This is a genomic window from Variovorax multivorans, assembly GCF_051216835.1.
Classification (GTDB): Bacteria; Pseudomonadota; Gammaproteobacteria; order Burkholderiales; family Burkholderiaceae_C; genus Variovorax.
Window position 1 is genome coordinate 489226 of record NZ_JBPJZL010000006.1, and the last position, 16472, is coordinate 505697.

The window sequence follows — 16472 nt, forward strand, 5'->3', positions numbered from 1 at the left end:
CGAGAAGGCATGACGCAGCCATGACATCCCTTCAAGGTGCAATGTCGACCGTCACCTCGCGCGACTCGGCGCGCCCCTGGTCGTCGACCGCGCGCAGCACATAGCGCCGGCCCGACGCCGCGAGGTCGGGCATCCACGTGATGCCTTCGCCGGGCGCGGCGCGGCCGATGAGCGCGTCGTCAGCAAACCAGTAGATCGTCTGCGTGCCCGCAGCGGCCTCGGCGCGCAGCACCAGCGGCTCGGGCTTCTTCGCGCGCAGCGTGTGGCGCACGCCGCGCAGGGGCGAGGTGATGAGTGGCGCGCTTTCAGGTGCGTCGCCGTCTTTCTCGCAGCCATCGGCCGGTGCGCTCGCGCGCGGCAGGCCGGCCTGTCGGAACAGGCGGCGCATGTCACTGCCCCATTGCTCCACCACCTGCTGGCGCGCGTTGGGCTGCGGGCCGCAGACCACCTTGCCGGTCGTCTCGTCAACCCACACCGCGCGGTGCAGGTTGCTGACCTGGATCGGCGACTTGCCGGCGATGAACCACGTCATGGTGCGCACCGGGCACAGCGCGTCGGGCAGGCCGCCCGTCGCAGCGCAGACCTCGACCTGCCTCAGATCCGGCGGCTGGCGCGACGCGACCTCGCCGGGGTCGAGCCGCTCGGCGCGCAGCGCATCGACCATGCGCAGGAACAGCGGCGCGGCCGCATCGACGCCCACCAGCGCGGGGTTGCTGGTGCCATCGAAGTTGCCCACCCACACCACCAGCACGTGACGGCCGAACACGCCGGCCGTCCATGCGTCGCGAAAGCCCCAGGACGTGCCCGTCTTCCACGCGATGGCGGGGCGCGCGGGCAGCGTGGTGTCGGGGCGCGGCGTGTGGCGCAGCATGTCGAGCGTGATGAAAGAAGCCTCCTCGCTCAGCAGGCGCAGCGGCTGCGTGGGCCGTTCGTCGGGCGCGGGCTGCGTGTAGCGAATGGGCTGCGAGATGCCGCCGTTGGCCAGCGTCGCGTACATGCCCGCCAGCTCCTCGGGCGTCACCTCGCCACCACCCAGCACCAGCGCAAGGCCGTAGTGCGATTCGCTCTGCAGCTTCTGCACGCCCGCGAGCCGCATGAAGTCGTAGAGACCCGGCTTCGAGAGCTTCGCGGCCAGGGCCACCGCGGGCACGTTGCGGCTGCGGATCAGCGCCTCCTGCGCCGGCAGCGGGCCGGCGAAGCGATGGTCGAAGTTCTCGGGCGTGTAGGGGCCGAAGGAGGTCGGCGCGTCCTTCAGCATCGTCTTAGGATGCAGCAGCCCCTGGTCGAGCGCCAACGCATAGATGAAGGGCTTGAGCGTGGAGCCCGGCGAGCGCTTGGCCAGCACGCCGTTGACCTGGCCCGAGATGGCGTCGTTGCGAAAGTCGGCCGAGCCGATCATGGCGCGCACCTGCATGGTCGAGGCGTCGAGCAGCAGCGCGCTCGCATTCGTCATGCCCACGTCGGCATGCGTGCGCAGGTACTGGCCCATCACGCGTTCGAGCGTGGCCTGCATGCGCAGGTCGATGGTGGTGCGCACTTCCTGCACGCCGCGCTCCTGCGCAAGCAGCATGTCGGTGGCGTGCGGCGCAAGAAAGGGCAGGCTGCCGCGCGACTGCGCCGACAACGCAAGCTGCGCATCAGGCGCGTGCTGCTTCGCGGTCGGATCGCGCTCGGCCCACAGCGCCCACAGGCGTTCGCGTGCTGATTGCAGCTCGGCATTGCGGCCGCGCTCGGCGATGCGCTTGACGGGATTCTGCGGAATCACGGCGAGCGTCAGCGCCTCGGGCAGGCTGAGCTTGGCGGCGTCCTTGCGGAAGTAGATGAGGCTCGCGGCCTGCACGCCTTCGATGTTGCCGCCGTAGGGCGCGGTGTTGAGATACGCCTCCAGGATGTCGTGCTTGCTGAAGCGCGCTTCGAGCCACAGCGCCGCGAATATCTGCGCGACCTTGCCGGTAGGCGTGCGGCTGTCGATGCCGTAGACGCGGCGCGCGAGCTGCATCGTGAGCGTCGAGCCGCCCTGCCTGCGCTCGCCGCTGGCAATGCGCCAGGCGCTGCGCGCCAGCGCGGCGGGGTTGACGCCTGGGTGCGCATAGAAGCGCCGGTCTTCGTACAGCAGCACCGCGTCGACCAGCGTGGGCGAGATGCGATCGAGCGGCACCCAGAGCCGGTATTGCTCGTCGCCTGCGAGCGTGAGGCGCAGCAGCTCGCCGCCTTGCGCATACACGGCGCGGGAGCTGCCTACGGTTTCGCTCAACGGTGCGTGCGGCCAGAAGCGCAACAGGGCGAGCAATGCGGCGATGAGCGCCAAGGCAATCACGGCTTTCCTCCCTCTCCCTCCGGGAGAGGGTTGGGGTGAGGGCGGCGGCGATGGATCGGGCACGGTGGTCATGGTGACGCTGCACCCTCACCCTGGCCCTCTCCCGCAAGCGGGAGAGGGGACAAAGGCGGGGCTCGCTGTTTTCAATTCCCCACCACCTGGAAGCGCGCACCCGCCGAGCGCGAGAACACCCGCCGGTCGTACATCGCCTCGCCATACGCCGCCGGCACCACGTAGTCGCCGACGTTGGTGGCGCGAGCCTTGTAGGTCACTTCGAGCAGGTCTTTGTTGACGCTGCCGTAGAACACGACGCGGTCTTCGCGGATGTCGGCGTATTGCACCTTCCACGAGCCGCCTCCGCCCAGGCGCTTCTTCCAGATCGGCGCGTCGGCGTTGGCATCGTCGTCATCACCCACGGCCTGCAGCACCGGCTCGAGGCCACCGGGCAGCACGTCGACCAGCGCCACGTCATTGAGCTGCGCGCGCTCCAGGCTGCGCACGCGCACCCGCACCGTGACCTCTTCGCCGAGCTTCGCCTTGGTGATCGGGTTGCCCTTGGCATCGAGCACTTCATGGAAGATTTCGAGGCCCTTGTTCACCGCCGTGGCGGGCACGTTGCGCTCGAAGCCCTGCTCGGCCCAGCTGTAGTACAGGTTGAAGTCGCTGTCGTTCGACAGCTTCAGCTTGGCAGTGCCGGCCGGCACCGCGGCGCGCGTGATCGGGTTCACCGCACCCAGCGCGAGCGCTGCGGCCTGGCCTTGCGCGTTGACGGCGCTCGCCGTGAGCTTGCCCTCGACGTTCTGCCCCACGGCCTCGAAGTACGAATCGACCGCGAGCAGCATCGAGGCCGACGACAGGCTGTTGTACCAGCCGTCGCGCACCATCGCCGCCATGCCTTCCCACACCGCGGGCTTCAGCGTCTTCAGGCGCGACGGGAAGTGCCGGCCCACCAGGTGCAGCGTCATGCTGTCGTGCACCAGCGGGTCGTAGTAGGCACCCCAGACGTTGCGGCGCTGTTTCTTCTCCGTGCGCGCGAGCAGGTCGGCCCACACCGGGTTGAGCAGCTCGTTGGCCACCTGCTCCTGCTTCACGAGCTGGTAGCTCGCGGCAAGGTAGACGGCGCCGAGGTCGTCGCTCCAGCCCTGCGTCTGCTTGCTGCGCCATGCTTCGCGCAGGTTGGCCAGCGCGGCCGGCGCGATGATGCCCTGGCGCGTCAGCAGGTAGGCGGCCTGCGTGCGCTGGCGCCAGCCGTCTAGCGAAGCGTCGCCGCTGCCGAGCCAGCCCTGCAGGTAGGCGTTCGCCTTCTGCAGCAGGTCTTGCGGCACCGGCAGCTTGTGGTCCTTGGCTTCGACCAGCAGGTGCACTGCGTACAGCGTGGCGAAGGCATCGGTGCCGGCGCCGGGCCACAGCGAGAAGCCGCCGTCGGCCGTCTGCCGTGCACGCAGCTGCACGAGGTAGCGCTCGAAGGTCTTGCGCGCCTCGGGCATCGGGCCCTGCTCGGCCGTGCGGCCGCGCGCCATTTCCTTCACCAGCTCGGGGCGACCCGCGAGCAGCACTGCAGGGAAAGTCTGGCTCGTGATCTGCTCGGTGCAGCCGTGCGGGTACGCCTCCAGATACTGCATGAGCCCGGTCGCGAAGGCCCACGGTGCAGCCGATACGGCCACGTCGCTCTGGCGGAAGTTCGGGTACAGGTCGGCCTGGCTCGACAGCTCGCCCGCGCGCTGGAAGCTGCCGGCCTGCACCAGCGTGACGAAGGGCGATGCGGGCCGCACGCTCACTTCGGTCGACAGGCGCGCGCTGAAGGTCTTGTGCGTCGAGGTGAACACCAGCGCGGAAGAACCCAGCACCGCCTGTTCGCCCGGCTTGGCACGCACGTTGAACCTGGTGCTGGCTTCGCCGCGCTCGTTGACCTTGAGCGTCTGCGTGGCGTCGCCCACCACTTCGAGCCCGCCGGAGGCGGTGAGCGTGAGCGCAATAGGCGCTTCCTTGCCCGAGCCCACGATGTTGTTCGCAAGGCCCACGCCCACTTCGACCGTATCGCCGGGCGCCATCGCGAGCGGTGCGTTCGGCAGTATCACCATGTCGCCGCGCACCACGGTGCGGGTGGTCTTGGCGGCGGTGGTCTCGTCGTTCACTGCCACGGCCATCACACGCAGGCTGCCGTTGAAGCTCTCGGGCACGGTGTAGCTGAACTCGCGGCTGCCGTTCACGTCGACCAGGCCCGACCAGTAGGCCACCGGCTTGTCGCGCTTGCGCTTGAACGGGTTCAGGTGCTTGCCGAGTTCGCCTTCTCCGTCGCCGCCGGGTGCGGCGCCCTGCATGAGCTTCTTGAACTCCGGCAGGATCAGGTCGAGCGTCTGCAGGGTGCCGACTTCGAGCGCGCGCTTTTGAAAGAAGTGCTTCAGCGGGTCGGGCGTCTTGTAGCGCGCCACCTGCAGGATGCCTTCGTCCACCGCGAACACCACGGCGCGCGTGGGCTTGTCGCTGGTGAGCTTCATCTTCACGGTCTGCCCCGGCTTCACCAGTTCGCTGCTGGTGAGCTGCAGGTTGGCGGTGCGCTTGGTCAGCGCGGTGGCGAAGGGCACGACGCCGTACGACAACGGGCTCATGTAGACCTCGTCAGAGGCTGGGTCGCGCACGAAGTGCACGTTGATGTAGCCGGTGCCCTCGAAGTCCTTGGGCAGCACGATCTTCTGCACCGAGGCGGTCTTGTCGGTCTTGAACCATGCGTGGGCATAGACCTTGTCGCGCTCGATGGTGATGAGACCCGCACCCACGTACGGCGCGCGAATGCTCACCGCAATCTCCTGCCCCGGCTCGTAGTCCTTGCGGTCGAGCGTGAGTTGCAACTCGGCGTTGCGGTCGAGCGAGCGCGACACGTTGGCATTGCCCGCCACGCTGTATTCCACGCGGTTGAGCTCCAGCCCCTGCGCATTGCGCACCACATAGGCGAAGTTGCCAGGCGCGCTGGTGTCCAGCGCCACGTTGTTGCCGGCCGCGGCGATGGCGAAGGGCTTCTCGTCGAGCACGACTTCCTTGCGGCGCGACTCGTAGCGGTACAAGCCGTTGTCCTGCTTGATGAGCACCGACAGCACCTTGCGCTCCACGCGCTCGATCTTCAGGTCGGCCACGGCCGTCTTCTTCGCCTGCGGGTCGATGGCGATCACGGTGGCGTTGCGCGCGGCGCCCTTGCTCACGTAGCCGACGTCGCCGTCGACCTTCACGCCGACGAGGTAGGGCATGTCGCTCACCAGCGTCTGCGCCTCGGCCGACACGCTGCGCCCGCCCTCGGGCTCGAAAGCCTTGGCAAGCACGTGCACCTGGTAGGTGGCGGCGTCGAAGCGCGACAGGCGCAGGTCGAACTCGGCCTTGCCGTCGGCGCTGGTCTGAACGCTGCCCAGGTCGTCGACCTGCTTGTCGGCGGCGCGCTGCGGATCGAAGAAGGCGTAGTCGGTGAAGGCGCGGAACATCGGGAAGCCGGGGCTCAGCGTAAGCGTGCCTTCGACCTTGCGATCGGGCGCAGGCGTACCGAAGAGGTTCTGCACGTCGATGAGCGCCTTCAGGTCCTTGGGCTTGACCCAGCCCTCGGCAATCTCGCTGCTGAGCTTGGCCGTGACCTTGGTGCGATCGGGCAGGAACTCCTGCACCTTCACCGTGGTGCTGCCGATCAGCAGGCCTTCGACCTCGGGCGTGCCGGGCGACGATTCGCGCGGCAGGTAGAGGTTGACGGTGTAGTTGCCGGTGGGCGATGTGTCTTGCGTGGTGTGGGCAATTTCCGCCGCACCGCCGGGGCCGAGCTTGAGTTTTTCGCGGCGCACGCTGAGGCCGCGCGCATCGATGATCTCGGCTTCGAGCGGCAGGTCGCGCAGCGAGGTGCCCCAGTTGCCGGCCTTGACCATCATCGCGATGTGCATGGTGTCGCCGGGACGGTAGATGCCGCGGTCGCTGAAGACATAGGCCGTCATCTGGTTCGGCACGCCGGCCGCACGCAGGCCGCCGACGTCGAAGCGGGAAATGTCGAGCGTGCGGTCGTTGCGATTGAAGGGCAGGAAGCTCAGGTCGCCATCCTTGCGCACGACGAGCACCACCGGTGCCTTCTCACGCTGGTAGCCGGCAAGGTTGGGCAGCTTGGCGGCGCCCGTCGCATCTGTGGCCTGCGACGCGACGATCATGCCGTTGCGGCCCCACACCTCGACCAGTGCGCCGGCCACGGGCTGGCCGTTGGCAATGCTCTGCACGAACACGTCGCGCGTGCCGTCGAGCGACTTCTTGGCGACGATGCCAAGGTCGGTGACGAGCACGAGGCGCTGGTCGAGCTGCTGCTCGGGGCTGCCGCCTTCGCCGTTGCCTTCTTCGTCGGACGACTGTTCTTCCTGCTGCTGTTCGTCTTCGGGCTGGGCTTGCTGCTCATCGCCCTCGGGCTTCTTCTTCGCCTTGGGGTCGTAGCCCTGCACCTTGAGCAGGAACACGCCGCGGCGGTCGGCCACGTCGTTGCGCAGGTACTCCGCGAAGTCGACGGTTTCGTAGTGCGCCTTGCCGGCGGGAATGCTGAGCGGAATCTCCTTCTGGAAGCGGTCGACGAGGTTGTCCGACTGCAGGCCGCTGTAGAACTGCGGATGCGAGAAGTCGCCGTTGGTCTGGGTCACCAGATGCTGCAGCTGCTGCGGCAGCAGGCGGCCGATTTCGAGTCGGATGCCGGGCAGGTCGCGCACGAGGATCGGCAGCTTGCGCTCGCCCGACAGTGCGAGCAGCGAGCCCTGGCTCATGATGGTGAGCTCGGGCGCGAAGGTCTTGAGCAGGCGCACGTCTTGCCGTGCGGCGCCGAGCTGGTAGCCGCCGGGCGTCTTCAGGCCCTTGGCCACGCGCACCAGCAGGTAGCGGCCGCCCTCGGCCTGCGGCATGCGGAAGCTGACCATCTCGGTCACTTCGCGCTCGCTGGCGATGGGCTGCAGGTTGAGCTTCTTCGCGCGGCGCAGCACGGCGTCGGTGACCTTCGACGGGTCAGCGGACCAGTCGAATTTCTCGTCGGGGTCGCCCTTGGCTTCTTCTGTCGCGGGCAGCAGCCATGCCTGCACCACGCGCGCCATTTCGCGCTCGTGCACAGGCATCGAGGCGGCGACGTGCATCACGTGCTCGGGCTCGCCGTTCTCTCCGGTGACGATGGTGGGTTCGATGCTGGCGATGCTCAGGCTGAAGAGGCCGGGGATGTCGACCGCGCGGGACATGTCGGCACGCAGCGCCGGGCCGCCCTTCTGCGCAACCGTGCCGGAGGTGAGGCTGAGAATCGCCGGGCGAGTCTTCTCGGGGATCGGCAGCGGTTCAGACTGCAGGGTGGCGTTGAGGCGCAGCTTGTCGTAGCTGACCGTGAACTTCTCGCTCGCGCACTTGCCCACGCTGAAGAAGGAGGAGCTGCAGGGCTGGTCGTAGGTCAGCACCAGGCGCTTCTCGAACTCGGCCGTATTCACGGGGTGCGAGAAGTGCACCTGAAAGAGCGCGCGGCGCACGTTGGCCTGCACTGGGTCTTGATAGAACTCGGCGGCGTTGATCTGCGCGGTGAATTCGGGCGAGATGAACTCGTACTTGCGCAGCGCCATCTCGATGTGCGGCGCGAGTGCGCTGTCAGCGATCTGCACCTTGTACGGCTGGCCGATGGGCCAGTCTTGCGCGGGCAGGAATTCAAGCCGGTTCTGCTTGGTCCACGTCCAGCGGCCGGCAATGGCGGGCTCGATGGTGACGCCGGTGGCCTCCTGGCCGATGCGCGCAATGGGCGCCACCGAGGCCGAGAAGTTGATGACGAAGGGGTTCGGGCCCCTGTCGAGCTCGATCTGCGTGCGCTGCGGCGGCTCGGTCTTCGCGGTGGCAACGACGGGTTCGACGCGATCGGGCGTGAGGCCGTGCCACCACTTGATCACATGGGGGCTGGCCATCCAGCCGGCCAGCACGAGCAGAAGGAGCAACACCACCCAGGCCAGCCGCTGCTGCAGCCACTGCAGTCCGAAGAGCAGGAAGGCGCCCGCGATGCGCAGCCAGCCCGGTGGTCGCCAGGAACCGATGAGCCCACGGGCCACCGGACGCAAAAAACCGAGCACGCGGCCCAGTCCGGTGAAGAGCACGTCGCTGAACGACGCGAGTTTTCGATTGGCGACTTGAAGCATGGACGCTCCCACTGTGTTTTTGTTGGCGTCCGCGAGTTTGCGGACCATCTGTGAAGCAATGGCGCTGTGTGTGAAGTCTTGGTGAAAACTGCACAGGCCTGCGCGGGGCCTTTATCTCAATGATTCATGGCGGGGCGTTCGGGGCGCTCCTGTTCGGGGTGTGTGCGAAGGACACCGGGTGCTCCCCTCCGCGAATGTCCCCCGGCCTGCGGCCTCCTACTTTATTTCGCTGCGGGGAGCACCCGGCGTCCTTCATGCGGCGGAACTCCCGTGCTGCCTGTGCTGCCACGCGACAACTTCATGCGCATGTGTGGCCAGGAACGCGCGCATGCGCGCGAAGCGCCGCTGCGTCTGCCGTGCGAAAACCCACGCGACCACCGGCTCCAGCAGCCAGCGCAACGCCTTTGGCCCGGCCTCGATGGTGTAGACATAGATCAGTACCGAGTGGCCGGGCTGCGTGTCGCGGTGCCGCATGGACGCAGCCCAGCGGTTGAAGGGAAAGGAGCGGCCGATCATCGAGGCGGCCGCCACGTGTGGTCGGTCGAAGCTCACGAAGCGCGTTCGCATCGACAAGCCGCGCAGCCAGCCACCGCCCACGTTCTCGGTCTCGGCGCCGACGAACGGGCAGGGCGCACCGCCCACCACGCGGGCGTTGCCGACCAGCGAGTCCCAGCGTGCGCGCCACACGTGGTAGTGGAAAGCGTCGAAGACAACGTCGGCCGGCGCCGGCATGTCGAACTCAAAGCGCTGGTGCGCCATGGCCTGCCACTGCGATTGCCACTTCTTCGACCACGTCGGTCACCATGCCCCAGCGCGCGAACTCCGGCTCGAATTCGGACAGGGCGAGCAGGCCGGCACAGGCATGCGCGCCCGCGGGCAACGCATCGTCGCCGCACGCGAGGCGCCGAGCCAGCAGGATGGCGGCCATGCATGGAATCTCGGGGCCGTGGTTGTCGTCGGCGGCTATGTGCCACGCGCGGCGTGCCGGCGCGCCCTGCGCATCCGTGCCTTCCACGCGCACGACCATGCCGCCCAGCGCGGTGCCGAATGCGTCGAACACACCACCTGCGGAATGCAGCAGCGGCGCCAGCTTCTGCGGCGCGGGCAGCAGACCCATGCGGTGCATGAACGCCATGAAGGCGAAGGCGCGCTGCGCCAGCCCGACTTCGAGTGCGGCGCGGAACATCACCGACTGCACGCCGGCATAGCGTGCGGGAAAGAGTTCGAGATCGGGGATGTCGCAAAGCGCGCCGCGGCGCGGCTTCATGCGCGCGAACTCGACCTCCACGGGGTCGGCCCAGCCGGGTTGCTCGATCCAGCGGCCGCCTTGCCAGACGCGGATCGGCTCGCCGCAGTAGGCGAGCACGCCGGCCAGCGTGGCCTCGCCGCGCGGCGCGCCTTGTGCCGGGGCGATGCAGATGTCGATGCTGCGGATGCCTTGCCAACCGGCAGTGAGACGGTCGACCACCGCCGAGGAAAGTGCCGGCACTGTGCTGGCCCCGCTGACGGCCGTACGGCCCGCATCGCGGAAGGCAGCGTCTTGCGCCGACGGAAAGTCGCACACGAAGCGCCGGCCATCGGCCAGGTCGATGTAGTGCGCGCCCGCCGCCACGACGGCCTGCGGCACGCGGTAGTCCTGGCCCTGAAACGGGCCGGCCGTGTGGATCACCAGTTGGGCGCCCAACTCGTGCAAGGTGCTCGCGAAGTCGGCGGCCTGCACATCGATGCGAACCCCGCGCGCGCCGCCGCCCAGCGATGCCGCGAACGCCGTGGCGCGCTGCGCATCGCGCCCCGCCACCAGCAGCTCAATGCCCGGATCGCCTGCCAACGCGCGAGAGATGCGCGCACCGAAGTTGCCATAGCCGCCGAGCACCAGCGTTTTCATGCCGCTGCCGCGTCGCCGCCCGCGACGTGCCCGCGCGTGAACGCCTCTTCGAAGATCGAGTAGCCCGACCAGTCGGCATGCGCGAATGACAAGCGGCCCGCCACGACGCTACCGCGATGCGCTGCATCCGGCGCGGTGCGCTGCGAGCCGATCTGCGCGAGCAGTCCGGGCCGGGGGATCGACATGGCGTGCCCATAGCGTGTGATGTCGATACGCGTCGCCAGCGATGGCAAGTCGGGGTGCGGCGCCGACAGCTCCGCGAGCAGGTCGTCGCGCCAGCCGGTCCACGGACGCTCCAGCAGCAGCTTGCGGCCGTCGGCGGTGTCGTAGCCGCTCGGGCCCAGCGGCCGGTACCAGCTGAGCACCGTGCCGCGCGGCGTTGGGTCGAGCGACTGGTGGCGTGCGTCGACGTAGCCCAGGCCCTTGGTGCCATAGATCACGTTGTCCCAGCTCGGCGCGGCGCCGGGCCGGTCGGCCAGTGGGCCGCGCAGGTGCACGTTGGCCACGAGCCAGGGGGCGTAGCGCACGTGCGCGGCGGCGGTCTTCAGCACCTCGGGCGGGTTCTCGACCACGCGCGCGGCGATGAACACGGGCAGCGCGACGATGCAGCGCTCGGCCTGCCAGCGCACGAGGGACTTCGTGGCCGCGTCCCACGCATCGACCTCGACGCCACCACGCACTTCGGCGATACGCGTGACGACCTGGGCTGTGCGCAGGCGTTCGCCGAGCGGCTTGGCCAGCTGCTTCGTGAGCCAGCCGTTGCCTTCGGGCCAGGTGAGGATGCCGTCGCGCTCGGGGCTCGAATCGTTGACGCTGCCGGTCGGATCGCCGGGCGCATGAAAGCCGTGCCGGCTTGCGAAGTAGTGGATGCCGGCCCAGGCTGACACCTGCTCGATGCCGGCGCCGTAGTCGTCGCGGCAGCAGTAGTCGAGGTACCAGCGCAGTTGCGCGTCGCTGAAGCCTTCGCCGTCCAGCCATCTGGCGAAGGTGATGGCGTCGAGCGCCAGCAGTTCGGGCGTGACGGCGACCTTCAGCGTGGGAATGGCGAAGTGCGCGGCGTGCTGCAGCGCGTCGATGCGCTGCGCGAACTTGCGGTACTGCGCGAGCGTGCCTTCGCCCACGCCGTGCGTGGGCAGCAGGCCGTCCTGCCACTCGCCATGGATGAACAGGCGCTCCTGCGGGCTGTGGCAGAGGGTGACTTCGTCGTATTCCCAACGGCCCGCCACACGGCGGCGCAGGCCGAGCTCTTCGAGCAGGTCTTGCACCTCGCGCGCGTCGTCGCCGGGCACGGGCAGGTAGTGCGCACCGAGCGGGCAGGCGATGCCGTTGACGATGCCGCCGCGCGCGTTGCCGCCGGCGGTGTCTTCGAGTTCGAGCAGGGTGAAGTCGTCGACGCCTGAAAGCCGCAGGGCGCGGGCGGCGGCGAGGCCGGCAACGCCACCGCCAGCGATCACCACGCGGGTGCGCTTCACGACCGCAGGCGCCTGGCTCTTGAGTGTGCCGTCGCGCATTGCATGGCCACGCGTGACATCGATGCCGGTGAAGCCGCCTTCGATGGGCGGTGTCGGCGCCTCGCAGCCCGCGAGCGCGAGGGCGCCCGCCGCACCTGCCGCCACGCCGAGGAATTCGCGCCTTTGCATGGTCGGCTAGTGCGCCATCACCTTGCCCCACTCCTGCTCGTAAGTGGTGACAAGGATCTGGTTCGACAGCCGGTTCACTTCGGCCGGCACGCGCGCCATGTCGAGCGGAAAGTCGAACATCAGCGGCAGCGTGGAAGGCGACAGGAAGCGCAGGCCCGAAGGCAGCGCATCGGGCATGCGGTACGGCCGGCGGCTCGCGATGATGTAGCCCCACTCGCCGAAGCTCGGCACGTGTGCGTGGTACGGCGTGGCGCGCAGGCCCACCGATTCGATGGTGGTCGCCACGGTCCAGTAGCTCTTGCGCGCGACCAGCGGCGAAGTCGTCTGGATCACCGCGTAGCCGCTGGCCGACAGGCGCTTTTCGAGCAGCGCGTAGAAGCTGTTGGTGTAGAGCTTGCCGATGGCGAAGTTGGTCGGATCGGGAAAGTCGACCACGATCACATCGAACATGTCGCCGGGCTGCTGTAGCCACTGGAAGGCGTCGGTATTGACGATCTTCACCTTGGGCGACGAGAGCGAATGGCCGTTGAGCGCGGCCAGCGTCTCGTGATCGGTGAAGAGTTTGGTCATGTTCGGATCGAGCTCCACGAGCGTGACCGACTCGACCGAGGGGTACTTCAGGATCTCGCGCACCGCCATGCCGTCGCCGCCGCCGAGCACGGCGACCTTCTTCGGCGCGCCCTGTGCGGCCATCACCGGATGCACCAGCGCCTCGTGATAGCGGTACTCGTCGCGCTCTGCAAACTGCAGGTTGCCATTCAGGAACAGGCGGTGCCCGAGCAGCCCGCGCGTGACCACGATGCGCTGGTAGGGCGAGGTGGCGCTGAAGACGATGCGGTCCTGGTAGAACTTGTCTTCCGCCAGCGTGGTGATGTGGTCGGCCCAGACGAAGGCCGCCACCAGTGCGGCCAGAGCGAGAAAGCACGCAAGCGCATGCGCGCCGACGCGGCGCAGCTCATGGCGGAACAGCCACAGCGCCCACACCGCCACGGCCGCGTTCATGAAGCCGAACAGCAGGCCGGTGCGAATCATGCCGAGCTGCGGCACGAGGATCAGCGGAAACGCCACCGACACGGCCAGCGCGCCGAGGTAGTCGAAGGTGAGGACCTGCGACACCAGGTTCTTGAGCACGATGTTGCGCTTCAGGATGCGCATCACCAGCGGAATCTCGAGCCCCACCAGCGTGCCGACGACCATCACCAGGCCGTACAGCAGCAGCCGGAAAGCACTCGGCACGTAGGCGTTGGCAAGAAACAGGATCGCCGGCAGCGCGCCGCCGATCAGCGCCACCATCAGCTCGATGCGAAGGAAGTGCGCCGGCAGCTGGCGATCGAAATAGCGCGAGAGCCAGGAGCCCACGCCCATGGCGAACAGATAGGTGCCGATGATGGTGCTGAACTGCAGCACCGAGTCGCCGAGCAGGTAGGAACTGAGCGCGGCCGCGCTCAGTTCGTAGACCAGGCCGCAGGCAGCGACCACGAACACGCTGGCGAGCAGCGCGATCTCTACGGGTTGCGGCCCCCGCGCATCCGGGGTGCGCGCGGGCAGGGCCGCGTCGTTCAATGGATTGCTGCGGCGACGATGATGCTGATGCCCAGACTCATCGCGGCAACCACCAGCCCCAGCGCCACGTTCTGCTTCTCGACGATCTCGCCCCACAGGTCATAGGGCGTGATCTTGTCGATGATCAGGAAGCAGAGCCAGAAGATCACGACGCCGATCAGCGCGTACACGAGCGATCCGAGGACCACGCCCGGTTTCAGCCATTCAAATCCCATGGGGACCTCCAGTCGTAGTAGTGAGAGACGAGACAGACATCGCGTGCATCTTCGCCGTCATTTGTGGCCGCCGCCACTCGAAGAGCCGCCATATGAGCCGCCCGAGCTGCGATAGCCGCTCGACGAACCGCCGCTGCAGGTGCTCAGGATGATCAGCAGGATGATGATCACGACGATGATGAGGATGATGGTGCCGCAGCCCAGCCCGGAGGCCGCGCTCACGGGCAGCGCGTCGGCGCGCTTGAACATGTCCTTCTTGGTGTCGAGCTTGAAGGCGGTGGCCACCGCGCCGCTGTCGATCTTGCTGCCCGACGACCACGTCAGCTCGTTGGCCGAGCGCTCCATCGACAGCAGTGCGCCGCCGTTGGCGAAGTCTCGGTTGAAGGTTTTCTGCCCGCGCTCGACCTGCCAGTAGAACTCGCCCGCCACGTAGGTCGTTTCGGCGTTGTAGGCGTACTGCTGCTGGTAGCGCTTGCTGAGGTAGGTGGCGGTGCTGCCGTTCTCAGCCATCACCGGCGCGCCGGTGGTCGGCTTGACCATGCTCCAGCCGTCTTCCGCATCGACCAGGAAGCTGAAGCCGCGCTTCTTGTTGTAGAGCAGGTACTCGTCCCAGCCGAACTGCTCGTCGTCGCCGGGCTCGCTGCCCATGCGGTGCTGGAAGCCGACCACCTGCCACTGCGCGCCCTGCAACTGCCCCATGCTGCCGAGCGCGATGAGCGGGCGCACGGGCTCGTCCTGCGTGGCGTGCCTGAGCTCTCCGCCGATGCCCTGCGACAGGTCGATGATGCTGTTGCACGAACGGCAGGTGATGCTCTTGCTGTCGGCCAGGTTGACAGTGACGGGCGAGCCGCAGTTGGGGCAGTTGAAGCTGCGGCCCTTTTCGTCCTTGGCGGACTCCTCGCGCAGGCCGGTGAGCTGCAGGTCTTCGAGCTGCACCGAGCGGCCGAGGTAGGCGCCGGGCGTCGCGGTGCCGTAGTCGATGCTGAGCACCAGCCCCTTGTCGTTGCGCAGCTCGACCATCGCGAAGGGGCGACCGAGCTCGGGCAGGTGCGGCAGTTCGCCTTGCGCAGAGGTCAGCGCCACCTGCTCGTTCGAGGTGACGGTGTAGCTCTGGCCGGCGAAGGCCGTGGTCGCGCTCACGCGCAGCTCGTTCCAGGGCGGCGCGGCGCGCTGGAGGTCGAAGGGCAACGCAAAGACGTAGGCGCCGTTGTCCTCGCTGAGGATCGCGGTGCGGTCACCGTCGAGCGCGGCGATCCATTCGGTCCAGCGGCCGCCCGGGTAGGTGTACTGCAGCCGGCCGATCAGCGTGAAGGGCTTGTCCTGGATGCGGCCGGCGGCGAACAGCTGCAGCGGGCTGAAGTCGTCGAACAGCTCGGCCATCTTGCCGGTGCGCGCAAGCGTGTCGCCCTGGCGCACGACGGTGCTCTGGCAGTAGGGGCAGACCGCGTGCGTCGATTGCGCCGAGCGGAATTCGACCGGCGCGCCGCAGCCGGGGCAGGGCGCGCGGTAGTAGCGTTGGTTGCCGGTTTCCTCAGCCATGGCACATCAGCCATGGCGTGGACGGCCACGAGTTTTTCAAGCCAATGAGGCTTCTGACGCCCGTCGAACGGGCGTCAGGCGCTATCGGGAACATAGCGCCGGGTCAGACGAGCTTCTTGAGTAGTTCGACCTTCTTGGCGTCGAACTCTTCCTGGGTGAGGATGCCCTTGGTCTTGAGTTCGCCAAGCTTCTCGAGTGTGGTCATCACGTCGGTGGGGCTCACCACGGCCACGGCGGGTTGCTGCTGCGTTGCCGCGGCCTGCGCGGCCGCGTTGGGGCTCAGGCCCTGCGCGAGGTTCTGCGCGAGCACCTGGCCGAGCGCCACGCCGGCGCCCAGGCCCATCGCGTCGCCCGCGATGCCGCCACCATTGGCAGCGCCCTCGGCGAACTTGGGAATGGCCTGCGCCGTCTGGTACTGCATGAACTTGCCCATGTCGTTGCCGACCATGCCCATGCCGATCTTCTGGTCGAGGATCTTCTGCAGCTCTTCGGGCAGCGAGACGTTCTGGACCGTGATGTTCTCGAGCTTGATGCCGATCTTCTCGAACTCGGGCACGAGCTGCGCAGCGAGCGCCTGCGCGAACTGGATCTGGTTGGCCGCGAGGTCGAGGAAGGGCACGCCGCTGGAGGCGATGGCGTTGCTGATGTTCTGCAACACCAGTCCGCGCAACTGGCCGTCGAGGTCGGCCACGGAATAGATGTCGCGCGTGCCGGAGATTTCGGTGTGGAAGGCCTTGGCATCGCCGATGCGGAAGGAGTAGTTGCCGAAGGCGCGCAGGCGCACGGCACCGAAGTCCTTGTCGCGGATCGTGATCGGCTGGGGCGTGCCCCACTTCTGGTCGACCTGCTGGCGGGTGCTGAAGAAATAGACGTCGCTCTTGAAGGGGGACTCGAAGAGCTTGTCCCAGTTCTTCAGGTACGTGAGCACGGGCAGCGTCTGCGTCGTGAGCTTGTACATGCCGGGGCCGAACACGTCGGCCACCTTGCCTTCGTTGACGAAGACGGCAACCTGCGACTCGCGAACGGTGAGCGAGGCGCCGTTCTGGATTTCCATCTCCGCCATCGGGAAGCGCCAGGCCAGCGTGCCATCGCCGGTCTCGGTCCACTGGATGATGTCGATGAACTGTTTCTTGATGAAATCCATCAGGGCCATGGTTG

At 67.8% G+C, this 16472-nt stretch carries 9 protein-coding genes; all 9 read right to left on the bottom strand.

Annotated elements, in window-relative coordinates:
• Positions 1–31 precede the first annotated feature (31 nt).
• The 9 genes from pbpC to ACSFCA_RS18590 all read right to left on the bottom strand — a co-directional run bounded on the left by pbpC (position 32) and on the right by ACSFCA_RS18590 (position 16467).
• Positions 32–2317, bottom strand: a complete 2286-nt coding sequence (gene pbpC / locus ACSFCA_RS18550; protein ID WP_435460258.1) for a penicillin-binding protein 1C — start codon at positions 2315–2317, stop codon at positions 32–34.
• A gap of 143 nt (positions 2318–2460) precedes the next feature.
• Positions 2461–8472 (bottom strand): alpha-2-macroglobulin family protein, encoded by a 6012-nt coding sequence (locus ACSFCA_RS18555; RefSeq protein ID WP_435460257.1) that lies wholly within the window; start codon positions 8470–8472, stop codon positions 2461–2463.
• Between the two features lie 252 nt (positions 8473–8724).
• Complete coding sequence (locus ACSFCA_RS18560; protein WP_435460256.1) at positions 8725–9231, bottom strand: SRPBCC family protein; 507 nt, start codon at positions 9229–9231, stop codon at positions 8725–8727.
• Positions 9212–10357, bottom strand: a complete 1146-nt coding sequence (locus tag ACSFCA_RS18565) for a saccharopine dehydrogenase family protein (protein WP_435460255.1) — start codon at positions 10355–10357, stop codon at positions 9212–9214. The genes ACSFCA_RS18560 and ACSFCA_RS18565 overlap by 20 nt, the downstream gene beginning before the upstream one ends.
• Positions 10354–11997 carry an FAD-dependent oxidoreductase gene (locus tag ACSFCA_RS18570; RefSeq protein ID WP_435460254.1) on the bottom strand — a complete coding sequence of 548 codons (1644 nt, stop codon included), beginning with the start codon at positions 11995–11997 and terminating at the stop codon, positions 10354–10356. Before ACSFCA_RS18570 ends, ACSFCA_RS18565 begins: the two co-directional genes overlap by 4 nt.
• Before the next feature lie 6 nt (positions 11998–12003).
• Positions 12004–13560, bottom strand: coding sequence for a polyamine aminopropyltransferase (locus ACSFCA_RS18575; protein WP_435460253.1), 1557 nt, complete (start codon positions 13558–13560; stop codon positions 12004–12006).
• Complete coding sequence (locus ACSFCA_RS18580) at positions 13557–13775, bottom strand: DUF350 domain-containing protein (RefSeq protein WP_019653703.1); 219 nt, start codon at positions 13773–13775, stop codon at positions 13557–13559. The genes ACSFCA_RS18575 and ACSFCA_RS18580 overlap by 4 nt, the downstream gene beginning before the upstream one ends.
• Before the next feature lie 57 nt (positions 13776–13832).
• A complete protein-coding gene (locus ACSFCA_RS18585; RefSeq protein ID WP_258352106.1) occupies positions 13833–15314 on the bottom strand; it encodes a DUF4178 domain-containing protein in 1482 nt (493 codons plus the stop codon).
• 103 nt (positions 15315–15417) lie between these two features.
• Complete coding sequence (locus ACSFCA_RS18590; protein WP_093055034.1) at positions 15418–16467, bottom strand: SPFH domain-containing protein; 1050 nt, start codon at positions 16465–16467, stop codon at positions 15418–15420.
• Between the last annotated feature and the right edge of the window lie 5 nt (positions 16468–16472).

Bases quoted from the DNA above. Each gene is read 5' to 3' on its own strand.
- ACSFCA_RS18555 (WP_435460257.1), bottom strand. From the start codon at position 8,472: ATGCTTCAAGTCGCCAATCGAAAACTCGCGTCGTTCAGCGACGTGCTC.
- ACSFCA_RS18560 (WP_435460256.1), bottom strand. From the start codon at position 9,231: ATGGCGCACCAGCGCTTTGAGTTCGACATGCCGGCGCCGGCCGACGTT.
- ACSFCA_RS18565 (WP_435460255.1), bottom strand. From the start codon at position 10,357: ATGAAAACGCTGGTGCTCGGCGGCTATGGCAACTTCGGTGCGCGCATC.
- ACSFCA_RS18570 (WP_435460254.1), bottom strand. From the start codon at position 11,997: ATGCAAAGGCGCGAATTCCTCGGCGTGGCGGCAGGTGCGGCGGGCGCC.
- ACSFCA_RS18580 (WP_019653703.1), bottom strand. From the start codon at position 13,775: ATGGGATTTGAATGGCTGAAACCGGGCGTGGTCCTCGGATCGCTCGTG.
- ACSFCA_RS18585 (WP_258352106.1), bottom strand. From the start codon at position 15,314: ATGGCTGAGGAAACCGGCAACCAACGCTACTACCGCGCGCCCTGCCCC.
- ACSFCA_RS18590 (WP_093055034.1), bottom strand. From the start codon at position 16,467: ATGGCCCTGATGGATTTCATCAAGAAACAGTTCATCGACATCATCCAG.